Below are 20730 nucleotides of genomic sequence, written 5' to 3'. Positions count from 1 at the left end.
CCTCAACGGTGTGGTTCGTCATGTCAGCTGCAGACAGTTCTGCCACTGACCCTGATTTAGCGTCATTCATTAAAGGGATCTCGGAAGTTGTTTCAAACGGCCGCACACAGGCGTTGCTGCTGCCGGTGATCGGCAGCAGGGCGCTTGAGGGAGCGTTGGAGGAAAGACGGGGGATGCGGTCGCCGCAGCGGTTTAATCGACGACGACCACGATGCGGCCCAGGTGCTGGCTCTTTTCCAGGTAATGGTGGGCCTGGACCATCTCGTCGAACTTGAATGTCTTCTCGATGAGAGGCTTCAAGGCACCGGACTCCAGTCCCCGGGAAATAAACTCGACTGCCTTTTTCTGGCTCTCAGGGTGTGTCGTGATCTCGAACAGGTTGTAACCCCGAATGATCGGTTTTTTCGCGATCACGTCCAGAATCGGCAGCGGCGTCACGTCGGTGCTGAGGGCGCCGTAGATCAAGACTGTGCCGCCCGGCGTCAGCGCAGAGATCAGTTGGGGGAAGTGTGCGCCGCCGACGGGGTCGAAGATGATCGAGGCGCCTTGACCGTCGGTGATGTTCATCACCTCGGCGACCAGATCCTGTTCTTCGGTGGCGATCACGTACTGCGCGCCGGCATCGAGCAATTGCTGACGCTTTTCCCGGGTGCGGGTCAATGCCACCGAGGTTGCGCCCATCATGTTGACCATCTGAATGGTGCCGACCCCCACGCTGCTGGAGGCCGCGTTGATCAACACCGTGTCGGTCGCCTTGAGCAGGCCGGTCGCGATCAATGCGCCATAGGGCGTGATATAGGGGTTCCAGATGGACACGGCTTCTTCGAACGACAGACTCGACAGGTGTTTGACCACGGCGTGCGCCGGGGCGAGGACTTCTTCGCCGTACATGCCGTAGTCATTGAGGGAGAACGAAGGAATAGTGCTGACCGCGTCGCCGGGTTTGACGTGGGTCACATTGGCGCCTACCGCGCTGACGATCCCGGCGCTTTCATACCCCAGGCGGGCAGGCAGGTTGACAGGCTCGACGTATTCGCCGTGGCGCCACATGGATTCGGCGCGATTAAGGCCGATGGCTTTTACGCGGATCAGAACTTCGTTGTCAGAAGGGACTTGCTCGCCCACTTCCTGGTACTGCAACACTTCAGGTGCGCCGTAGCGCTCTAACGTGATGACTCGCATAAGGATGTGCTCTTGACGGTGATGAGTGACCCGCTCGAACTGACCGTTCGATGGGGGTCTACTGGTTGACCGCCAGAGTAGTGCACATCCTGTTCAGCAAAAATCGCCCAACCCTCCGAACACTCAGGACAAAACGTCTGCAATGAGGGTTCGGAGTCAACGGGACAATCAGGCCGGCATGGTCCAGGGCTCGAGGCTGTAGCCTTCACCGCTGATTTCAGCACGGGCCTGTTCCAGAACCTGCGCCAGTTGCTTGGGATCGGAGTAAGCGCTGCTTGGAATCTGCTTGCGACCGATACGGGTACTGGTGCGATCGACGACCGTCAGGCTCAGTTCGCCGTTGCCGTCTTGTGGGGCCCAGGCCACGCACTGGAAGGGCTCGAAGGCGTGACCGGCGATCAGCAAGGCATCGTTAAAGCGCAATGGGGCGTTCATGGAAAATCCTCAAGTGCCCGTATCAATTCATTCCCCGACGGCGGGCTTCCCGATCGGTTGGATACTTGTACTGATGACCTGCGCCGGGGGGTAAGTCACACCGTATTTCGATTTTTTTCCATTTATTTCGCTTTTTCACACATTCTCGTGTGCAACTGCGTGCGCTTTTTGTGGGCTTGCGAGTGTTTCAGTGCTGATCCAACGGCCTGATTACCTCTTTAATGCCTTTTTGGCAGGTTTAAGCACGTTTCGATCTTAGGCTTATAGTTAAACGGTCCAAGCGCGTGTCAAAAAAGTTGCTAATGTAACAAACAGGGTCGCCAAGACACTGTTTCTAAAATGTTTTTTCTCCGGAATATTATTTGAATCCTGGCGCCAAGGAATTTCATATGCATGAACTGGCATCGATCCGCCGCCTGTTAATTGTCGAACCGTGTGAAGAGTGTCTGCGTCTGATTCCGGGGCTGCGCATCGCAGGCTGGGAGGTGGACAGCTGCACCCTTGACGCGGCAGCGTCCCGCCCGTGCGACGTTGGACTGATCCGTTTGATGCCACAGCACTTCGAACAGCCGCAGTTGATCAAGGAGCTGATCACCCGCAGCAACACAGAATGGATTGCCGTGCTCACCGCCGAGGATTTGCGTCGCGAGTTGATCGGCGATTTTGTCTGCGAGTGGTTCTTCGACTTTCATACGCTTCCGTTCGACGTCGCGCGGGTTCAAGTCACCCTTGGCCGCGCTTACGGCATGGCAAGGTTGCGCGCGCAGGGCGCCACTTACGGAAACGGGCCAGAACATGAATTGCTCGGAGAGAGCCGCCCGATCCGTGAGTTGCGCCGTTTGCTGACCAAGCTGGCGCCCACTGAATCACCCGTGTTGATCCGGGGCGAAACCGGCACGGGCAAGGAGTTGGTGGCGCGCACCCTGCACCAGCAATCCCAGCGCCGGAACCAGCCGTTTGTTTCAATCAATTGCAGCGCGGTGGGTGAACATCAGTTGCAGGCCGAGTTATTCGGCTACGAAGAAGACAGCTTCAGTGGAGGCCAACAACGAAAGACCGGACGCATTGAAGCGGCCAACGGCGGGACCCTGTTCCTCGATGAAATTGGCGACCTGCCGCTCGATGTTCAGGCCAACCTGTTGCGGTTTCTGCAGGACCGACACATCGACGTGAACGGTGAGCGCGTGGCGGTGGATGTGCGCGTCCTTGCCGCGACCCATGTCGACCTTGAAGCGGCGATTCGCAAGAAACGCTTCCGCGAGGACCTGTATTACCGGTTGAACGTCCTGCAGGTCGGCACTGCCCCGTTACGGGAGCGGCATGGTGATCTGGCGTTGCTGGCCAATCATTTCGCGCATTTCTACAGCCAGGAAACCGGTCGGCGGCCCCGAAACTTCAGCCAGGATGCCTTGGTTGCCATGGGCAAGCACGACTGGCCGGGGAACGTTCGCGAGCTGGAGAACCGCGTGCGGCGAGGGCTGGTGCTGGCCGAAGGCAGGCAGATCGAAGCGTTTGACCTGGGCTTGCTGGGCGAGGAGGAAATCAGCTCGAGTATGGGCACGCTGGATGAATATAAATGCCGCGCCGAACGCCAGGCCCTGTGTGATGTGCTCACGCGTCACAGCGACAACCTCAGCGTAGCGGCCAAGGTGCTCGGGATCTCGCGGCCGACGTTTTACCGGTTGCTGCACAAACATCAGATTCGCTGAGCGAGCCCACGTCCGCAGGTCCAAGGTCAGACACGGGGCTGCGCACGGCGTCCCAATAGTTCTTCCACCGCTTCAACCGCTCGTTCCATGCGGTAGCTCCAACTGCCTTCGATCACTTCGTAACGTTGCCCATGCCGGTCGAGCCACGCCCGACTGGCGTCGAAGAACGCCTGACGCTCGCTGAGCAGTGGCTGGCAGCGCTGACCGTCGCTCACCCATTCGACGCCGTCGGGCGACAGCAGCAGGTGCAGATCGTAGCGTCGAGTCAGAAGTGCCTGCTCAAGCCACGGCGGGCAGTCGCCAAACAGCGTCTGACTCCACAGGATGTTGCTCAGCAGATGGGTGTCCAGGATCAACAGTTCCGGGGCCCGGGACCGCGCTTCGTCTTCCTGCGCCAATTGCCCGCGTGCGATGACGGGAATGTCTGCATAACAGGTGTCCCGCTGTTCCTGTTCGATGAAATGGCGTACGTATTCACTGACCAGTTCCCCGCCAAAACGCTGCTGAAGGTGTTCCGCCAGCCAGCTCTTGCCGCTCGACTCAGGACCTGCCAATACCAGGACTTTCATGCCCGGCATCAGCGCGCAAGCGCGGGATCGGCGCGCCAGTCACGCCATCCCTGCACGGCCAGCAACGTGAACAACGCGTACAGCGCCGCCGTCAGGTAGAGCGCTTTATAAAGGAACAGCCCGACAAAAATGACATCGAGCACGATCCACAACGGCCAGCATTGCACGCGTTTCTGCGCCATCCACACCTGGGCAACGAGGCTGAAGCCGGTGAGTGCAGCATCCAGCCAGGGTTGTGCGGCGTCGGTGAAGTGCGCCATGGCCGCGCCCAATACCAGGCTCACCGCCGCGCCTGCGGCCAGACTTAACGTCAGGGCTCCGCCGCTCAAGGACGTCACGCAGCGGCCGTCGACGACCTCGCCGCGCCGTGTCCATTGCCACCAGCCATACAATTGCAACACGGCATAGACAACCTGCAGCAGCATGTCCGAGTAGAGCTTCACGTCGAAAAAAATCCAGGTGTAAAGCAACACCATGATCAATCCGATCGGCCAGCACCACGGGTTCTGTTTGACTGTCAGCCAGACGGCAATGACACCGAGTGCAGCGGCGAACAGCTCAAGCCCGGACATGAAGACTCCTGTGGAGAGGGGAAGGGAGGAAAAAGGCCCGCGATTGTAAGCCGTTTGTGAACCATTGTGGCGTGTTGAATCAAAGGGAAGTGTCAGTGCGTCGCCCATAGGAAAAACATTGCCGGACCGCCTGTTACGTCAAGGCCTGCGCGCCAATATCCATGCTAGAGCGTTCGCCGCGAAGGTCTGTTAGGATCGCGGCGCTCGCGTGCTTGAGCCCGCAGTCTTGACTGTTCATGCGGTTTTTACATCGGACCGTTTAACGTGCGCTGAACAGTGCTCAAAACATATCAAGAGAGCTTCGCCACGAGCAGGCTCGATTCTGGGGGAATGATGGATCTTTGGACCGCCGCACAGGCGTTAATACTTGGGGTTGTGGAAGGGTTGACGGAGTTCTTGCCGATCTCCAGTACCGGTCACCAGATCATCGTCGCCGACTTGATCGGCTTTGGCGGCGAAAGGGCAATGGCGTTCAACATCATCATTCAGCTCGGCGCGATCCTGGCGGTGATGTGGGAGTTCCGGCGCAAGATTGTCGACGTCGTCACCGGCCTCCCGACCCAACCGCAGGCGCGTCGCTTTACCCTTAACCTGATCATTGGCGTGCTGCCGGCCGTTGTGCTCGGCGTGATGTTTTCCGACCTCATCCACCACTACCTGTTCAACCCGATCACCGTGGCGGCCGCGTTGGTCATCGGCGGTTTCATCATGTTGTGGGCCGAGCGCCGCCAGCATGAAGTCCACGCCGAGACCGTGGACGAGATGACCTGGGCCGATGCCCTCAAAGTGGGTTTTGCCCAGTGTCTGGCGATGATCCCTGGCACGTCGCGTTCGGGCTCGACCATCATCGGCGGGCTGCTGTTTGGCCTGTCCCGCAAGACGGCCACCGAGTTCTCGTTCTTTCTGGCGATGCCGACCATGATCGCCGCGTCGCTGTACTCGGGCTACAAGTACCGCAACCTGTTCCAGCCCGATGACTTCGCGGTGTTCGCGGTGGGGTTCATTACATCGTTCATCTTCGCGATGATTGCCGTGCGTGCCTTGCTCAAATTCATTGCGACGCACAGTTATGCGGTGTTTGCCTGGTATCGGATCGCCTTCGGGCTGTTGATTCTGGCGACCTGGGTGTTCGGCTGGGTCGACTGGTCCAATGCGCAGCCGTGAAAGGATGAATCCGCGTTTTCAACCCAAGCCTGAGAAGCGTGCCGAGAAAACCTCGATGCGCTGGCTCAAGTTGAAACTGTCGATGCTGGTGTTGCTCTGCGCATTGCCGGTTTACGGCGTGGTGTCGATCGGGTTGCACGGCGGCAGCGGGTTGCCAATGGCGATCTACCCGCTGATGAGCGTGATTACGTTCGCGCTGTACGGTCATGACAAAAGGCAGGCGAGAACCCAGGGTCAGCGCACGCCTGAGAAGCTCTTGCATGCGGCGGAGATTCTGGGTGGCTGGCCGGGAGCGCTGGTGGCTCAGCAGGTGTTTCGGCACAAGACACGCAAGGTGTCCTACCAGAGTGTGTTCTGGCTGATAGTCCTGGTGCATGAACTGTTCTGGATCGACCGCGTGCTGTTGGGCGGGAATTTTTTGTCCCGGCATTTTTTCTGAGGTCGCGCCGGGTCTGAGCCGCTAGAGCTTCAGGGCGACCTGCCGATGCTTGGGCAATTTGCTGACCACCCACTGGTGCGAGCGGGTCAACAGGTCACACAGTTCGTCCTTGCCCATGGCGTAGGGATGGGCAAGGGTGATCCAGTAGGCGCGCGCCAGATAAGGCGCCGGTCGGATGCCCGGCCGGTCGACATAACCGAGAAACAGGTCCGGGCCGACCTTGAACGCAAGGTCGTTGCCCGCCAGCCCCATGACCGCAAACATCTTGGTTTCCGCGATGGAAAACACACGCACGCCGCCCCATTTGTAATCTTCTCGAGCGCCTGGGAGGCTGAGGCAAAAGGCTGCGACGTCTTCGGTGTCCATGGGGTCTCCTGTTGGGGGAAGAGGGGTTGCGGGTCCACGTTTTATCAGAATCGGCGGGCGAATGTCTGCCAACGAGGGGTAAGAAGGGGCTTGCTCGAGTGCTTCGATCAAGCCCTGTTTTTTGCCTGAATGCTTCTGCTATACCCATGAGTGCCAACTGAGGTCGGTTGTAGGGGGCGCCACATGGCGAGAACTCTGGAGAGAAGCAATGCCTCTGACACGACGCGAGATTCTCCTTGGCGGCGCGGCCATCTGCGTACCCGGTGCAGCCAGTGCGGCGCTGGGTTTGCGCTGGGGCGGTGGGCACATTGGCGACTTTTTTCCGACAGCCAGTGCTGCCGAACTGATCCTGCCTGACACCCTCATCGATTACATTCTGGAGCGTGGCGGCTGGTCTCCGTCTGCGGATGACACTGTTCAGGGCGAGACCCTAAAGGCCGATTTCGTCAAAGCGGTGATCCTCGATTATCGAGACAACCCTCAGGAACGAAGCGCGCAGGCAGGTCTTGGCTTGCTGGCCCTGACCCTGAGCGTTGCGCAATGGGGGATCGATGACCCTGAGGGCTTGCCGCGAGATCCGGCGCAGAACGACTGGAAGGCGCAGACCAGCCACAACACCGGCAAGCATTTGATGAGCTACGGGGTTGGGGGCGTCGGTATCGCTCACCTCGATCAGGGTGACCTGCTTGCATTCATGCGGTACGTGCTGGAAGCGGGTCTTGTTCCGGATGATCACCGGGCCGCTTTCACGCGTCTGACCGTCCCTTCGCTTTATCCCGCCACGCAAGGCGGTGTCTACGGTCAGCTACGCGCGGCCGGCGAGTGTGCCCCGCTGGCGATCGATGTGGACCTGGACGGGGCGGCGTTCAAGCATTTCAAGAACTCGCACAACGTTGGCTACTGCCAGAAATACAAGAATCCTGCCCTGACCTCGCTTGATTGGCAGGCTTTCCGCACCTGGATACGCGCCGCGTTGCGGACCAAGGAGGGACAGCGCTGGGTGTTCCGGTTGTGGCTGGAGAAATACTGGGACAAGAGCCTTGCACGCGTTCCGCCAGGGGAGGGTGCAACGGAGGAGCTGCTGATCAACGTGCGCCTCCGCAACTCATTGCCTGCGTGCGCCGACAAGGCAGTGCTCGCGCCTGCCCTCGACGCCGATGGACGGGTACAGCGGGAGCTGGACGAATACGCCAAGTGCGCCCCCAGCGCCTACGACCGCCGGCGAGCGCTGATGCTCAGGCCCGTCGTGTTGTACAGGCACTTCACCGGTGCGCCGCCGTTGAACATCACGCAATAGACGAAAGGATCGGCTCGTCTTACACGCCGCCCACCGAGTGGGCAGTGAACTCCGCCGCGACGTGGTCGATCCATGCACGCACCGCTGGCAGCGTGCCGCGACGCTGGGTATAGGCGGCCTGAAGGTTGCCGCTCGGCATCGACCAGTCGGGGAGCAGACGCACCAGAGTGCCGTCCGAGAGTGCGTCATGGCAGTTCATCATGGGCAGCATCGTCATGCCCAATCCAGCCAGCGCCGCCGCCTTGCGGATCGGGAAGTCGTCGATGGCCAGACGCGGCTCTAGGGTTACCTCCTGGCGTCGGTCCTCCTCGTGCACCAATTGATAGTGCACTTTGCGATCGGCCTCTATCGCGCCGAGCACCGGCAATTGATACAGGTCGTCCGGTGTGCGGATGTTCTTGTCGGCCAGCAATCCGGGAGAGGCGACCAGCACGGCCTTGGCCGGGGCCAAGTGACGGACGATCAGGCTCGGGTCTTCGTCGCCGACGTCGCGCACACGCAGGGCGACATCGATGCCTTCGTTGACCAGGTCGACGCGGCGATTGACCAGCAGCAGCTCAAGCTGAACCTGCGGATAGCGCGCCAGGAAGTCCGAAACGACCCCGCTCAGGTTCCAGTGAGTCATGCCGACCGGGCACGACACGCGCAAGCGCCCCCGAGGTTCGGCGGACAGTGTGGCGACGGCCTCGTCCGCCATCTCGGCTTCCAGCAGCATCGCCTGGCAATGTTGAAGGTAACGCTCGCCAACGGCGGTCAGCGCCAGTTTGCGCGTGGTCCTCTGCAGCAGGCTGGCGTTGAGCCGTGTCTCCAGTTCAGCGATCCGCCGTGACAGCCGTGACTTGGGAATACCCAAGGTGCGCCCGGCCGCCGCGAAACCGCCGCACTCGACCACTTTGGCGAAATAGTAGAGATCGTTAAGGTCTTGCATCATGGGCTCTATTGTCCTGCTGATGGGACAAACTATCGCATTTTTGCCGACTAATCAGCCATTAGCTTCCAAGGTAGGATTATCCCAATTGATCGCCAAGCGGCGATTCTCACTTGGGAAGCACGTTATGAAACTCTTGCACATCGATTCCAGCATCCTTGGCGACCACTCCGCTTCGCGCCAACTGAGCCGCAGCGTCGTTCATTCGTTCACCGCGACCCAACCGGACACGCAGGTTGTTTACCGTGACCTGGCCAACGATGCCCTGAGCCACTTCTCCGGCGCCACCCTGGCTGCCGCACGCACTCCGGCCGAAGGCCGTGACGCGGCGCAGACGCTGGAAGTGGAAACCAACGAAGCCACGCTGGAAGAATTCCTGTCGTCCGACGTCGTGGTCATCGGTGCTCCGATGTACAACTTCACCATTCCTAGCCAGCTGAAGGCGTGGATCGATCGCATCACCGTTGCCGGTCGCACGTTCCGTTACACCGAAACCGGTCCGGAAGGCCTGTGCAAGGCCAAGAAAGTGGTGATCGTTTCCACCGCAGGCGGTCTGCATCAGGGTCAGCCGACCAGCGTCGGTCACGAAGACCTGCTCAAGGTGCTGTTCGGTTTCATCGGCGTGACCGACCTGCAGTTCGTGTTCGCCCACGGCCTGGCTTACGGTGACGAGCCGCGCGCCAACGCCATGACCGCTGCACAGAAACACATCGAAGAAACCCTGTTTGCCTGATTGCCGGTCTGAGCGCTGTTAAGCGGTAAGCGCTCTTCGCCACCCGCTGAACGCGTTCTTCGAGCGACAAAAAGCCCCATCGCCCAAGGCCCCACGCCAAAAGGTGACGGGGCTTTCGTCGTTATGGGGCCTTTTGAAGCGTAGTGTTCAGCCTGGCGACAGCCTTTGCGCTTTCTTTGCGCGTAACCTTCAACGGATCGCAGTAAAATCGCCGCAGATTCGGCCACGACTCCCTTTGATTCGGCCAACGCCCTTTAATTTTCTGAGCTTGGCCCGCCTTGTGCACTATTGATCTAAGAACGGCTCTGAATGTTATCGATACTGATGTGTCAGATGGCTACAGGCAGCGTTTCACAAGGACCTCAGGCCACAGGCGTCTGAATCGGAAAAACGGATTGGCAAGGTGAGGGGCATTGCAATGATGCGTCTTTGTGCAGTGATGGTAATTAGCCTGTTAGGTAGCCTGCTTTCGGTGCAGGCCAGTGAACGGGAGACCTGGAGCGTAGGCTTTCACGAGCTGACCTTCCTTGATCCGCTGGATTCGCGGCCCATGCACGCCTACGCTTTTTATCCCTCGACCGACGACGAGAGGGTCACCCGCGTTCAGGGTTATCCCATCGAGGCGACCGAAGACGCGAAAATTGCCATGGGGCGTTTTCCGCTGCTGATGCTGTCCCACGGCAACACCGGCACACCCTTGGCGCAACACGACCTGGCGACTTCATTGGCTCGCAAGGGCTTTGTCGTGGTCGCCGTGTTCCATCCCGGCGATAACTACCTCGATCACAGTCGCCTCGGTAGCTTGAGCAATCTGTACGGGCGACCGCTGCAGATCTCCGAAGCCATCAGCGCGGCGTTGCTCGATCCGATGCTTTCTCCGTACATCAGCGCTCGACGTGTGGGTGTCATCGGCTACTCGGCGGGCGGCGAGACGGCGTTGATTCTGGCGGGCGCGCAGCCTGACCTGCAGCGTTTGCGGCATTACTGCACACAACGCCCTCAGGATCGCGACGCCTGTAAGACTCAGGGCGAACTGGTGGCTGACCGTGACGACCTGCACGCGCAAGCCGACCCTCGCGTTGGCGCATTGATGCTGATGGCGCCACTGGGTTTGATGTTTGGTCGCCATACCCTGGCCGACGTTCATGTGCCGGTGCTGCTGTATAGCGGTGACGGCGATGAACTGCTCGCCATCGACAAGAACGCTGAGGCGTTGGCGCGCAAATTACCCGATGTGTCGGACTTCAAACTGTTGGCCGGTGCCGGGCACTTTGTTTTCATGGCGCCTTGTGATGACGAACAACGTGCCACGCAACCGGTGTTGTGCACCGACGCCATCGGTGTCGATCGTGAGGACATTCACCGCAACCTGAGCAGCGAGGCGGTGCGGTTTTTTGGTACGGCGTTAGGCACACCGATCAGTACGGCTGGCATGCAGACGGCTGTGCATCGGCAGTAGGTCCTGCTGATGCAGCTTTGATTGGCGCACCCAGGCGTTTGATGTTGCTGACAGTCCTGTTGCAGATCGCGGGGAAGATGGAGCGCCACGCAGGGAAGCTCCCACGTCCTCCGGCGCCGCAGAGCGCGATCTGGCTTTTGATCTTCATACCGCAGCAGTCCAGACACCACAAAACGCGACTTGGGTGCAGGCTGAACGCATGCGATGCGGAGTGGGCCGAGCGGCATGGATGCCGCGAGAGCGCTGCTAGGACATGGATGTCCGTTAAGCGCGGGCCCACGGAGCGTCGCCGGAGTGAAGGAACTCCGACGAAGGAGGAGCCCAACCGGGAGCATAGACCTGAACTGACCCCCGAAAGTTGGACACCCAGTCCAACCGAGGGAACAGCCATGACGAAGTACGATCCAGCCTTCAAACTCAAACTGGTTAAACAATGCCTGGCCGGCAGCAGCACCAACGGGGTTGCAGTCAAAAATGGTATCGGTCATTCCATCCTGCAGCGCTGGGTGCGCAGCTATCAGCAACACGGTCTGCCCGGCCTTGCGAGGCAGTACAGCCGCTATGACGCCCAGTTCAAACTCAGTGTTCTACAGCGCATTGAGCAGGATGGATTGTCGGACCAGCAAGCCGCCATTCTCTTTGGCATCCGCGGGCAAAACAGCATCGGGGAATGGAAGAGGCTGTACCATGCCGGAGGTATCAATGCGCTGAAGCCGCATCGGGAGAGAGAGCCTGCCATGCCCCAAAAACCATCTGAAAAAGCTGTACAGCCTTGCCCTGGCGATGACGAGCGTACTCGCCAGGAACTGCTCGATGAGCTGGGTTACCTGCGAGCGGAGAATGCCTACTTAAAAAGCTCGATGCCTTGATCCGGGAGCAGAATGCAGCGCGAGCCAAAAAGCGCACATAATCCAGGGATTGAGGCATGAGCATTCGATGCAATGGCTGTTGCGTGCTGCCGGCTTGGCCCACAGCACGTTCTACTATCAGGCCAAGGCCGTTGCCCGCGATAAACACGCCGGGCTCAAGGCTCACGTGCGACGCATCTATGAGCAGCACAAGGGACGTTACGGCTATCGCCGTATCACCGCGGTCCTGAGACAGATAGGCGAACATGCCAATCACAAGACGGTACAGCGGTTGATGCAGATGATGGGGCTCAAGTCGTTGGTCAGGATCAAGAAATATCGCTCCTACAAAGGCCCGGAGGGCGAGACAGCGCCTAATCGGTTGGCGCGCCAATTCAAGGCCGACCTTCCCGACCAAAAATGGGTGACCGATGTCACCGAGTTCAAGGTCAACGGGCAAAAGCTTTACCTGTCACCAGTACTGGATCTTTGTACCCGGGAGATCGTGGCTTACCAGACCAGCAGGCGGCCGGTGTTTGAGCTGGTGTCAAAAATGCTGGAGAAGGCTCTGGCACGACTGGGGCCAGAGCAGACTCCTTTGCTGCACTCGGACCAGGGGTGGCAGTATCGTCAGGTTAATTACCGGCATCGGCTGGCCCAAAAAGGCCTTCAACAAAGCATGTCGCGTAAAGGGAACTGCTATGACAACGCTGTGATGGAGCGCTTCTTCGGCACTCTGAAGAGCGAGTTTTTTTACCTTGAGCGCTTCGACACCGTTGAGCAATTAGAAGCCGGGCTCGACGAGTACATCCATTACTACAACCACGAGCGGATCAGCATGAAGCTCAACGGCCTCAGTCCGGTACAATTTCGAAGCCAGATAATGAGTCTGTAATTTGTCCAACTTTCGGGGGTCAGTTCAGACCCTTGGTTACTTGGGGTCTTTTCAAGTAACCCGCCGAAGGCGGAACAGTTTGGCCGTTAGGACAAACCCAACCATCAGCGTCACCCCAATAGTGGAAATGCACACCTTGCAAGGCCGCCTTGCCGACGATAAAACCCTGCGACTCGGAAGTAACAACTCGACCACGTTCTTCAGATTGGGTGAAAGTCTCCACCAGATTACTCGCAGGCCAAATGCTCGCAGTCAGCGGCCCAACCGCAAAAACTCGCAAGCCTGTTCGATCAATGCCCCGACCGAATCACTTTCCCGCGCCGCTCGGCGATCTGCCGGGCCTGGCCGTCGCGCTGTTTGCCGGTGCGCGCTTCGCTGATCAGCGCAGGGATCAGTGGGCCTTCTGGCAAGTTCTTCCAGAATCGCGTCGGCAGGTGGCCTTGCATGACCTTCGGGTTCAGCCGCGCGGGGTTGAAGATGTGGCTGTAATAGGTCAGCCAGAGTTCGCCGTGCGGGTCATCGGCATTGCGCGCCAGTGACTGCCACGCAGCGGGGCACTGGCGTTTGTGGATCAAGCGCTCTCCGTCATAGAACACGCCATCCTTGGGCGTCGCGATCATCCAGCGATGCTTGCCCATTCGGCCGACGAAGTGCTGACTGGCGCTGTGCAGGATATCGTGGGCAGGCTCATGCCAGGCCACGTACTCGGGCAGCTTCTGTGTCTCCAGCAGCGCCGCCTTGACCTCAAGGTCCTTGCCCACGTTGCAGGGCGGCAGGGCGACAAAACGCAGGAAGGCATGCAGGTGATGCGCCTCGCGGCTGACTTGCTTGAGCCGACGGTGCACTTCGCTGCCCAGTTTGTCGCCCGCCAACATGGCCGTCCGGTCACCATGGCTCACTCGCCACAGCACTTCGTACAACAGGCTCCAGCGCTGATCGCCGCAATACTGCGCAGCGTTTTGCAGCAGCTCCAGCAGTTCGAGCGGGACGCGCGCCTGGAAGGGGCCGTTGTGTGGCGGATAGTGATCGTCGCTGGCAAACAGGTCGGCGTCCTCTTTAACGCTCCAGCTCACCTGATCCGGATCGATCTGATGGCTCAACAGCCAGCGGGCTTGCTGGCGCCAGGTCTCGAACAGGTCGTCGCAATCGAGAACGATCATGCCCACAGCGCCATTTGCTGAGGTTGTGGTCGATCGCGCAATTGCTCGCGCAACGCGATGCTGGACGTGTCTGCCTGACGCGGGTGGTAATCGCTGGTGATGATGAACGGCCTGGCTTTGGCCAACACGCAGCGCAAGCGCGTCAGGTCCTCGTACCGGATGCGCCGCTGACGACGCAATTCCACCAGCCGTTTGGTGGTGCGAATCCCGATGCCGGGAATGCGCGCGATCATGGCAGGCTCGGCGCAGTTCAAGTCGAGGGGAAACACATCCCGGTGTTCGAGCGCCCAGGCCAGTTTCGGGTCGATGTCCAGCGCCAGATGCCCGGGTCCGTCCAGCAGTTCCTTGGCGTTGTAGCCATAACTGCGCAGCAGAAAGTCGGCCTGGTACAGCCGGTGCTCGCGTAACAGCGGCGGCGCAGCCAGCGGCACGCTTTTCGGGCTGTTGGGGATCGGGCTGAAGGCCGAGTAATACACCCGCTTGAGACGAAAATCGCCGTACAGCGATTCGGCAGTGTGCAGCAGCGTGCTGTCGTCCGTCTCGTCGGCGCCGACGATCATCTGGGTGCTTTGCCCGGCGGGCGTGAAACGCGGCGCTCTCGGCTCGTTGAGCACGGTCTGCTGTCCGGTGTAGATGGTCTGCATCGCCTGCTTGATCGAGCCCATTTCCTTTTCCGGCGCCAGGGTTTGCAGGCCTAGCTGAGTTGCCAGTTCGATGTTGACGCTCAGGCGATCGGCATAACGGCCGGCTTCTTCGATGAGAGCAGGGTCGGCTTCGGGGATGGTCTTGAGGTGAATGTAGCCCCGGAATTCGTGTTCTTCGCGCAGCAGCTTCGCCACCCGCACCAGCTGTTCCATGGTGTAGTCGGCCGACCGGATGATGCCGGAGCTGAGGAACAGGCCGCTGACGCAGTTGCGGCGGTAGAAGTCCAGGGTCAACGTGACGACTTCTTCCGGGCTGAATCGTGCACGGGGGACGTCGCTGGAGCGGCGATTAATGCAGTACTGGCAGTCGTACAGGCAAAAGTTGGTCAGCAGGATTTTCAATAGCGAGACGCAGCGTCCGTCGGGGGTATAGCTGTGGCAAATGCCCATGCCGTTGGTAGAGCCGATACCGGACTTGCCCTCGGAACTGCGCTTGGGTGCGGCACTGCTGGCGCAGGAAGCGTCGTACTTGGCCGCGTCAGCGAGGATGCTCAGCTTGTCGATCAGCTGCATGGGAATTCTCGATACTGTTTTTATATACAGTATCGAGATGTTGCGCGATGAACAAGGGCCGAATGAATAGATAAGGGTGGAGGGTTACACCCGGGCATGAGCGGCAACCCATCCTGCGTCACGCCTAACTGATGCGTTGCACCAGATCCTTCAGTTCGCCGAAATTCTTCACCCGGTGAAAGTTTGCGTGGTCCAGGAATGCAGAGAAGTCAGTGTCGTGGCCATAGCCGGCAACCTGTGCTCCGGCACCTAAACCCGCCTGAACGCCGGGCACGCTGTCTTCGACCAGCAGGCATTCTTCGGGTTTCAGGCCGAGCAGGTCAGCGGCGTGTTCGATGAGGATCGGCGACGGCTTCCAGGCGTCCACTTCGTAGGCGCTGACGATCAAACCGTGAAACACGTCCAGCAAGCCCACGGTGCTCAGGCAGGTTTCGATCTTGCTGCGCGGGCCATTGGACGCCACGCATTTGGGCAGCGACAACCCGCGGACAAATTCCACGGCGCCCGGCATTTCCTCAAGACGTTCCTGCAGCAAGGGCAGGGTCCGCGCTCTGAAGGTGTTGACGATTTCGCTGTTGGGCAGCCACGGGTATTCGCGGCATAACCCTTCCATGCACAGGGCGAACTGCACGCCGCGAAAGCGTTCCAGCACCTGTTCGAGGCTCAATGAAACCTGATGGTCTTCCAGGATGTCGCGCAGAAGCCCGGCAGCGAGTCGCTCGCTGTCCACCAGGGTTCCGTCACAGTCAAAAATGACGCCGGCAATGTTCAAACAGGATTCTCCCGAGTTGCGTGATCGTGTTTGGGGCGGTTCGACCGGCATTATCCAGAAAAGTTGAGAAAGGGATGTGAAGACTGACCTACGGTCGCAAGAAGCGCGCCGAACGACAACGCCGTTCGGCGCGCTTCCCGCGACGTCCAGGTTAAAGCTGAACGGGCGTGACGAGTGAGCCGTCAGCGAAGTAGGCGCTGACGTTGGCGAACACCAGATCGGCCATGGCCTGGCGCGTTTCGTAGGTGCCGCTGCCGATGTGCGGCGTCAGCACGACGCTGTCCAGCGACATCAGTTCGGCGGGCACATTCGGCTCGTCTTCGAACACGTCCAGGCCCGCGCCTGCAATCTCCGATTCCAGCAACGATGCCACCAGGGCTTTTTCGTCGACCACCGAACCGCGTGCCACGTTGATCAGGTAGGACTTCGGCCCCAGGGCCCTGAGTACGTCACGGTTGATCAGGTGCTGGGTGTCGGGACCGCCGGGCACGATGACGATCAGGTAGTCCGACGCCCGCGCCAGTTCCTGCAAGTCGGCGTAGTGGGTGTAGTCCACGTCAGCGTACGGCGCGCCGCGACGGAAATAGGCAATGTTCATGTCGAATGCTGCGGCACGCTTGGCGATGGTCTTGCCGATCTTGCCCAGGCCGACGATGCCGCAGGTTTTACCGCACAGGTCGTTGCCCAGCGGAAATTTACCCGAGGTCCACTGGCCTGCACGCACGAACCGCTCGGCCTGGCTGATGCGCCGCGAAACGCACAGCATCAGCGCCATCGCCGTTTCGGCAACGGCATTGTTCAGCACGTCGGGCGTATTGCTCAGCTGGATGCCGCGGCGGGCCAGGTAGGCTGTGTCGACGGCGTCGTAGCCGACGCCGAAGCTGTTGACGACTTGCAGGTTCGGCAGGCGGTCCAGCAGGGCGTTGTCGGTGCCGTACACGCCGCTGGTGATCACGCCTCGGACCTTGTCGCCATGCTCGGCGGCCCAGGCGTCGAGGTCCTTGATTTCCCAGCGGTTGTGGACGGTGAAATCGCGATCCAGGTTCTGCGTCAATGCCGCATGCATCGGCCCCCAAACCAGTACGTCGGCTTTCTTGTCGCTCATGTTTCCTCCTTGCGGCGCACCGTCGATCAGTCGAGGTCACGCCTTTTTTTACACGGCTTTGACTGACGGATTCGCTTCAGCCGTTCTTGTTTAACACAGGTTGTGCGTCGCAACGCCCGGTTTTGAGCAGTTCGGCGATGGCCATGGTGAGCAGGGGCGCGAACAACGCGAAGTACGAGCTGTCGATTCCGAAAGGGTTGCCCGCCAGAAACCAGCCGATGGTCGAGAACACCGACAGAATCACCCCGGCCAGCGCGCCACGACCGGTGCCGAATTTCGGTGCGTAGAAACACATCAGCACGATCACGGCCAGGGTGGCGCGCAGGGCTTTGCCCAAGAACGCGATCAGCAGGATCTTGTCGGCGTACAGCGCCAGGATCAACGGCAGGAAACCGATGACGATGATGGCCAGACGGATGAAGATCACCGATTTGCGATCGTTCTTTTCCTTGTTGAAGAAGGGGTCGTAGAAGTCCTTCATCGCCAGCGTGGCGGAGGCCAGGGTGTTGGCCGAGATACCGCCGAACAGCGCACCGGCCAGACCGATCACCACCAGGCTCGCCGAGAAGGTCGGCATGTGCGCGATGAGGGCAGGAAATGCGTCGATGGACTTGATGCCTGGGTAAAGGTAGGCGCTGCACATGCCGATGCCCGCCGCCATCAGGCCGAAGGGGATCATCAGGGATGAAACATAGAAGCACGCGCGTTTGGCGGTTTTTTCGTCCTTGGTGCTGACCAGGGCTTGAATCACGTACTGGGTCGCGAAGATCGAGCCGATACCGCCGATCATCCAGGCAAAGATCTGGCCCCAGCCCACGCCTGTGAAGTCGAACATGGTCGCAGGCAGCCTGGCTTGCATGGCCCCGATGCCGCCGGTGGCATTCAGGGCGAACGCCAGCGCGAGCACAATGCCGATGTACTTGATGACCGCGTGCACGAAGTTGGTGTAGACCACCGAGCGCATGCCACCGACGCTGACGTAGAACACCGTAATGACCCCGACCAGCAGGATCGCCAGGGTCTTGTCGATGTTCAGCACCGCTGCCAGCACGGCGCCGCCGCTGGCATACAGCGCGACGGAGACGATGCTCAGGGCGCAAATCGTCAGCACCGAGGCCGCGTAGCGCGTGCCTTGGCCGTAGTTCTGCGCGAGGATGCCGGAGATGGTGTTGAGGCCGGTGTCACGGTATTTCTTGGCGAGCACCAATGCCAGCAGCAAGAAGCCCAGGGACAACGCAACCAGGTTCCAGGCAGCGGAGATACCGGCTTCGAAGCCTTTTTGCGCCGTGCCGATGCTCACCGAGCTGCCGATGAACTCCGAGAGCAGCAGGGCGCCGATCAGGAAGGGTGGAAAGCTGCGTCCGCCGCCGGTGAATCCGTCACTGCTCTTGGCGTGTTTACGCACGCTGTAGCCAATGTAGGACATGACGATGAAGTAGCCCGCGGTCAGGCAAAGGATGATTGTTATTCTTGGGTCCATGTTCTCTCCGTCCCCTGGTGGCAGGGTGCGTGGTCTGGTGTGTCGAGCATGTGCGTGGCGTGATCAAGTGTCTGTTATCAGACAAGATGGTCAAATTTCGGGTGCAGGCGTTGGTGTCCCGGTGAAGCTACTGCGAACTTCGGGCGCGGCTGGAAGGGGAGATGTTGAACAAAGAAGCCGCGTATACGGCGGGGTATGGGCAAGGGCGTGTCTGTGTGTTCATTGTTATTAGAGGCTCGTGATCAACGTTGGAAGGCAACTCAATACGAATGCTTTCTTATACGTCATCGTACAACACAGGGCAATCGCACGCGTGCGCGTTTGCTAATCAAGTGCCGGTGATCTGTGCGAAAAGACGCCAGGCGTTGGCGGGTTCATCAAGGATTGGACGCTTTGAGGCGATTGCAGGACCTGCGGGTATTCAGGTGCTGACGAGCGCGGTGGGTCAGCGAACAAATCGCGACTGAACCACCGCCTTCGCGAGCACGCTTCTTATGCGTGCGCTTACTGTCCGTTCAAAAGCGTTTCGGTTGATATCACTTCGGCATAGGCAAACCCCAGCGCTGACATGAACGCTGCATGCACCTGTGCGGCCGGCACCGTGGTGCCACTGAACTCAAGATCTCGGCTGGCGCAGGCGTCATGAATGACCCTGACCGTGTACCCCATGTCTGCCGCTGCACGGGTGGTGGCGTCGATGCACATGTGGCTCATCGAACCGATCACTACCAACGCCTCGACACCTTCCTTATCCAGCAGCGCTTTAAGGCCCGTGTCCCGGAACGAATTGGGGTAGTGCTTGAGGATGACGGGCTCTTGCCCCTGGTTCATAACCTTGGGGTGCAGCTTCGCGCCTTCGGAATTCGGCGTGAAGAACGGCGCATCGTCCCGGGTGAACTCGTGACGGATATGGACTACAAGGCCGTTGCTGTCCCGTGTGGCCTGAATGATCCTTGCCGCGTTGTCGGCAGCGGCATCGGCTCCGACCAGAGGCCATTTGCCCCCTGGGAAGTAGTCGTTCTGGATATCGACTACGATGAGCGCTGATTTGGACATGTCTGCTTCCTCGATTGGGGTGGAGTGGGTGTGGGGTCCAGTATTGACCCTGTTCGTGGCTGATGCATGAGTCACTCTATTCTCGACGTTGTCCAACCCGGCAACTTACCTTGCGAAGGAGCGGCCATGCCTGCGAACGGATTCACCCGCCACGCCACGGCGTTTATCACGGTCACCTTGCTGGCAGTGCTCGCCGGTTGTGGCACCCAGCGAGGCCAGACGTCGCCGCCGCCACCTCCGGAGCTGGTGCGCAGCGAGATCGTGCGGCTGTTGCCAGCGGGCGCGTCAGATCGACAGGGATGGGCACAGGACATCTATACCGCGTTTGAGACGCAGAAGATTGATCCCACGGTCGAGCACCTCTGTTCAGTGGTGGCGGTGACCGAGCAGGAATCGAATTTTCGGGTCGACCCGGTCGTGCCGGGCATGGGCAAGATCGCCCAGGACGAAATCGATCGTCGGGCCAGCAAGGCGCATATTCCCAACCTGGTGGTGCGCAGTGCGCTGGACATCCGGTCACCCACCGGCAAGACCTATAACCAGCGATTGAGCCTGGCACGCACCGAAAAAGACCTCAGCGCGATTTTTGACGACTTTATCGGCATGGTGCCTTTGGGGCGAACGTTGTTCGGTCAGTTCAATCCGGTGCACACGGCCGGACCGATGCAAGTCAGTATCGAGTTCGCCGAGCGTCAGGCGCAGGGTTACCCCTATCCGGTTGAAGGCTCGATTCGACACGAGGTGTTCAGTCGGCGAGGCGGTATGTACTTCGGTATCGCCCACCTGTTGGGGTATCCGGTCAGCTATGACAAACCGATCTACCGGTTTGCCGATTTCAACGCCGGTTGGTACGCCAGCCGCAATGCAGCCTTTCAAAGCGCGGTGGCGCGTGTGTCGGGCAAGCGACTGGCACTGGATGGTGACCTGATCAGCTACGGCTTTGGGCCGTCGTTGGGGCAAACCGAGTTGGCGGTCCGCAGCTTGCACACGCAACTGGGCATGCGCAACCCGACGATCCGCAGCCAGCTGGAGAAGGGCGAAACCCTCGCGTTCGAGGACACCGACCTCTATAAACAGGTGTTTGCCCTCGCGGACAAGGCCGCAGGCAAACCGCTGCCGCGCGCGATTCTGCCGGGTATCGTGCTGGAGAGTCCGAAGATCACCCGCAAGCTCACGACGGCCTGGTTTGCCCAGCGCGTTGAAGAGCGCCGAGTGCGCTGCATGACGCGGGCGTCGGGCAAACTCAGGTAGCGGCAGTCGTCAAGGGCTCGACGCCGCACATGACCGCTGGTCCAAATCTCGGCACCCCTTGGCGCTGCGCGTCTCGAACCTGTAACCGCCCTG

General features: G+C 59.9%; 20 protein-coding genes. 8 read left to right on the top strand and 12 right to left on the bottom strand.

What is annotated here, in order from left to right:
* Window positions 1-192 precede the first annotated feature (192 nt).
* Window positions 193-1182, bottom strand: a complete 990-nt coding sequence (locus AB4N84_RS27210) for a zinc-dependent alcohol dehydrogenase family protein (RefSeq protein WP_460044067.1) — start codon at window positions 1180-1182, stop codon at window positions 193-195.
* Window positions 1183-1350: 168 nt separating this feature from the next.
* The gene (locus AB4N84_RS27205; protein WP_074756803.1) at window positions 1351-1617 is read right to left on the bottom strand and encodes a hypothetical protein; all 267 of its coding nucleotides are present in this window, start codon (window positions 1615-1617) and stop codon (window positions 1351-1353) included.
* Between the two features lie 389 nt (window positions 1618-2006).
* Here AB4N84_RS27205 and AB4N84_RS27200 point away from each other — a divergent pair, with 389 nt between their 5' ends.
* Window positions 2007-3326 (top strand): sigma-54-dependent transcriptional regulator, encoded by a 1320-nt coding sequence (locus AB4N84_RS27200; protein ID WP_460044066.1) that lies wholly within the window; start codon window positions 2007-2009, stop codon window positions 3324-3326.
* Window positions 3327-3352: 26 nt separating this feature from the next.
* Here the strand turns inward: AB4N84_RS27200 and AB4N84_RS27195 are convergent, their stop codons facing one another.
* Both AB4N84_RS27195 and pnuC read right to left on the bottom strand, forming a co-directional pair.
* Complete coding sequence (locus AB4N84_RS27195; RefSeq protein WP_074756869.1) at window positions 3353-3895, bottom strand: AAA family ATPase; 543 nt, start codon at window positions 3893-3895, stop codon at window positions 3353-3355.
* Between the two features lie 8 nt (window positions 3896-3903).
* Window positions 3904-4467, bottom strand: coding sequence for a nicotinamide riboside transporter PnuC (gene pnuC, locus AB4N84_RS27190; protein ID WP_460044065.1), 564 nt, complete (start codon window positions 4465-4467; stop codon window positions 3904-3906).
* Window positions 4468-4800: 333 nt separating this feature from the next.
* Here pnuC and AB4N84_RS27185 point away from each other — a divergent pair, with 333 nt between their 5' ends.
* Together AB4N84_RS27185 and AB4N84_RS27180 are read left to right on the top strand one after the other, a co-directional pair.
* The gene (locus AB4N84_RS27185) at window positions 4801-5631 is read left to right on the top strand and encodes an undecaprenyl-diphosphate phosphatase (protein WP_460047162.1); all 831 of its coding nucleotides are present in this window, start codon (window positions 4801-4803) and stop codon (window positions 5629-5631) included.
* A gap of 4 nt (window positions 5632-5635) precedes the next feature.
* A complete protein-coding gene (locus AB4N84_RS27180) occupies window positions 5636-6070 on the top strand; it encodes a DUF1294 domain-containing protein (protein WP_460044064.1) in 435 nt (144 codons plus the stop codon).
* A 21-nt stretch (window positions 6071-6091) separates the two neighbouring features.
* Here the strand turns inward: AB4N84_RS27180 and AB4N84_RS27175 are convergent, their stop codons facing one another.
* Window positions 6092-6436: an MmcQ/YjbR family DNA-binding protein gene (locus tag AB4N84_RS27175; protein ID WP_074756797.1), complete on the bottom strand. Its 345-nt coding sequence runs from the start codon at window positions 6434-6436 to the stop codon at window positions 6092-6094.
* 208 nt (window positions 6437-6644) lie between these two features.
* Here AB4N84_RS27175 and AB4N84_RS27170 point away from each other — a divergent pair, with 208 nt between their 5' ends.
* Window positions 6645-7733, top strand: a complete 1089-nt coding sequence (locus AB4N84_RS27170) for a hypothetical protein (RefSeq protein WP_460044063.1) — start codon at window positions 6645-6647, stop codon at window positions 7731-7733.
* A 19-nt stretch (window positions 7734-7752) separates the two neighbouring features.
* On the opposite strand, the gene AB4N84_RS27165 is transcribed toward AB4N84_RS27170, so the two are convergent.
* Window positions 7753-8661, bottom strand: a complete 909-nt coding sequence (locus tag AB4N84_RS27165) for a LysR substrate-binding domain-containing protein (RefSeq protein WP_460047161.1) — start codon at window positions 8659-8661, stop codon at window positions 7753-7755.
* Window positions 8662-8788: 127 nt separating this feature from the next.
* On the opposite strand from AB4N84_RS27165, the gene AB4N84_RS27160 reads away from it, so the two are divergent.
* The 3 genes from AB4N84_RS27160 (at window position 8789) to AB4N84_RS27150 (ending at window position 12596) form a co-directional block, all read left to right on the top strand.
* Window positions 8789-9394, top strand: coding sequence for an FMN-dependent NADH-azoreductase (locus tag AB4N84_RS27160; protein WP_460044062.1), 606 nt, complete (start codon window positions 8789-8791; stop codon window positions 9392-9394).
* Window positions 9395-9812: 418 nt separating this feature from the next.
* Window positions 9813-10853, top strand: coding sequence for an alpha/beta hydrolase family protein (locus AB4N84_RS27155; protein ID WP_460044061.1), 1041 nt, complete (start codon window positions 9813-9815; stop codon window positions 10851-10853).
* A 389-nt stretch (window positions 10854-11242) separates the two neighbouring features.
* Window positions 11243-12596, top strand: a protein-coding gene (locus AB4N84_RS27150) for an IS3 family transposase (RefSeq protein ID WP_460044060.1) whose coding sequence is annotated in 2 segments (ribosomal slippage) — window positions 11243-11706 and window positions 11705-12596 — 1356 coding nt in all. Because the reading frame shifts where the segments join, the coding sequence is not laid out codon by codon here.
* 290 nt (window positions 12597-12886) lie between these two features.
* Here AB4N84_RS27150 and AB4N84_RS27145 read toward each other — a convergent pair.
* From AB4N84_RS27145 to AB4N84_RS27120, 6 genes are all read right to left on the bottom strand, one after another.
* Window positions 12887-13756, bottom strand: a complete 870-nt coding sequence (locus tag AB4N84_RS27145) for a TIGR03915 family putative DNA repair protein (RefSeq protein ID WP_460044059.1) — start codon at window positions 13754-13756, stop codon at window positions 12887-12889.
* Entirely contained in the window at window positions 13753-14973 is a 1221-nt protein-coding gene (locus AB4N84_RS27140; RefSeq protein ID WP_460044058.1) for a putative DNA modification/repair radical SAM protein, read from the bottom strand. Before AB4N84_RS27140 ends, AB4N84_RS27145 begins: the two co-directional genes overlap by 4 nt.
* 124 nt (window positions 14974-15097) lie before the next feature.
* Window positions 15098-15745 (bottom strand): HAD family hydrolase, encoded by a 648-nt coding sequence (locus AB4N84_RS27135; RefSeq protein ID WP_460044057.1) that lies wholly within the window; start codon window positions 15743-15745, stop codon window positions 15098-15100.
* A 151-nt stretch (window positions 15746-15896) separates the two neighbouring features.
* Window positions 15897-16850: a 2-hydroxyacid dehydrogenase gene (locus AB4N84_RS27130; protein WP_460044056.1), complete on the bottom strand. Its 954-nt coding sequence runs from the start codon at window positions 16848-16850 to the stop codon at window positions 15897-15899.
* 76 nt (window positions 16851-16926) lie between these two features.
* Complete coding sequence (locus AB4N84_RS27125) at window positions 16927-18330, bottom strand: sodium:solute symporter family protein (protein ID WP_460044055.1); 1404 nt, start codon at window positions 18328-18330, stop codon at window positions 16927-16929.
* A gap of 504 nt (window positions 18331-18834) precedes the next feature.
* On the bottom strand, window positions 18835-19386 hold the full coding sequence (locus AB4N84_RS27120) for a cysteine hydrolase family protein (RefSeq protein WP_074756778.1): 552 nt from the start codon (window positions 19384-19386) through the stop codon (window positions 18835-18837).
* Between the two features lie 126 nt (window positions 19387-19512).
* Here AB4N84_RS27120 and AB4N84_RS27115 point away from each other — a divergent pair, with 126 nt between their 5' ends.
* Complete coding sequence (locus tag AB4N84_RS27115) at window positions 19513-20637, top strand: DUF1615 domain-containing protein (protein ID WP_460044053.1); 1125 nt, start codon at window positions 19513-19515, stop codon at window positions 20635-20637.
* The last annotated feature ends 93 nt before the right edge of the window (window positions 20638-20730 follow it).

The organism is Pseudomonas sp. S2_H01 (assembly GCF_054668305.1).
Note: the sequence above shows the minus strand (reverse complement) of the source record. Positions and strands in the feature narration are given on the sequence as shown.

Excerpts from the sequence above, each read along its gene's own strand:
- AB4N84_RS27175 (WP_074756797.1), bottom strand. The coding sequence starts at position 6,436 with ATGGACACCGAAGACGTCGCAGCCTTTTGCCTCAGCCTCCCAGGCGCT.
- AB4N84_RS27180 (WP_460044064.1), top strand. The coding sequence starts at position 5,636 with ATGAATCCGCGTTTTCAACCCAAGCCTGAGAAGCGTGCCGAGAAAACC.
- AB4N84_RS27210 (WP_460044067.1), bottom strand. The coding sequence starts at position 1,182 with ATGCGAGTCATCACGTTAGAGCGCTACGGCGCACCTGAAGTGTTGCAG.
- AB4N84_RS27140 (WP_460044058.1), bottom strand. The coding sequence starts at position 14,973 with ATGCAGCTGATCGACAAGCTGAGCATCCTCGCTGACGCGGCCAAGTAC.
- AB4N84_RS27170 (WP_460044063.1), top strand. The coding sequence starts at position 6,645 with ATGCCTCTGACACGACGCGAGATTCTCCTTGGCGGCGCGGCCATCTGC.
- AB4N84_RS27115 (WP_460044053.1), top strand. The coding sequence starts at position 19,513 with ATGCCTGCGAACGGATTCACCCGCCACGCCACGGCGTTTATCACGGTC.
- AB4N84_RS27200 (WP_460044066.1), top strand. The coding sequence starts at position 2,007 with ATGCATGAACTGGCATCGATCCGCCGCCTGTTAATTGTCGAACCGTGT.
- AB4N84_RS27125 (WP_460044055.1), bottom strand. The coding sequence starts at position 18,330 with ATGGACCCAAGAATAACAATCATCCTTTGCCTGACCGCGGGCTACTTC.
- AB4N84_RS27160 (WP_460044062.1), top strand. The coding sequence starts at position 8,789 with ATGAAACTCTTGCACATCGATTCCAGCATCCTTGGCGACCACTCCGCT.
- AB4N84_RS27195 (WP_074756869.1), bottom strand. The coding sequence starts at position 3,895 with ATGAAAGTCCTGGTATTGGCAGGTCCTGAGTCGAGCGGCAAGAGCTGG.
- pnuC (WP_460044065.1), bottom strand. The coding sequence starts at position 4,467 with ATGTCCGGGCTTGAGCTGTTCGCCGCTGCACTCGGTGTCATTGCCGTC.
- AB4N84_RS27185 (WP_460047162.1), top strand. The coding sequence starts at position 4,801 with ATGGATCTTTGGACCGCCGCACAGGCGTTAATACTTGGGGTTGTGGAA.
- AB4N84_RS27120 (WP_074756778.1), bottom strand. The coding sequence starts at position 19,386 with ATGTCCAAATCAGCGCTCATCGTAGTCGATATCCAGAACGACTACTTC.
- AB4N84_RS27155 (WP_460044061.1), top strand. The coding sequence starts at position 9,813 with ATGATGCGTCTTTGTGCAGTGATGGTAATTAGCCTGTTAGGTAGCCTG.
- AB4N84_RS27145 (WP_460044059.1), bottom strand. The coding sequence starts at position 13,756 with ATGATCGTTCTCGATTGCGACGACCTGTTCGAGACCTGGCGCCAGCAA.
- AB4N84_RS27205 (WP_074756803.1), bottom strand. The coding sequence starts at position 1,617 with ATGAACGCCCCATTGCGCTTTAACGATGCCTTGCTGATCGCCGGTCAC.
- AB4N84_RS27130 (WP_460044056.1), bottom strand. The coding sequence starts at position 16,850 with ATGAGCGACAAGAAAGCCGACGTACTGGTTTGGGGGCCGATGCATGCG.
- AB4N84_RS27165 (WP_460047161.1), bottom strand. The coding sequence starts at position 8,661 with ATGCAAGACCTTAACGATCTCTACTATTTCGCCAAAGTGGTCGAGTGC.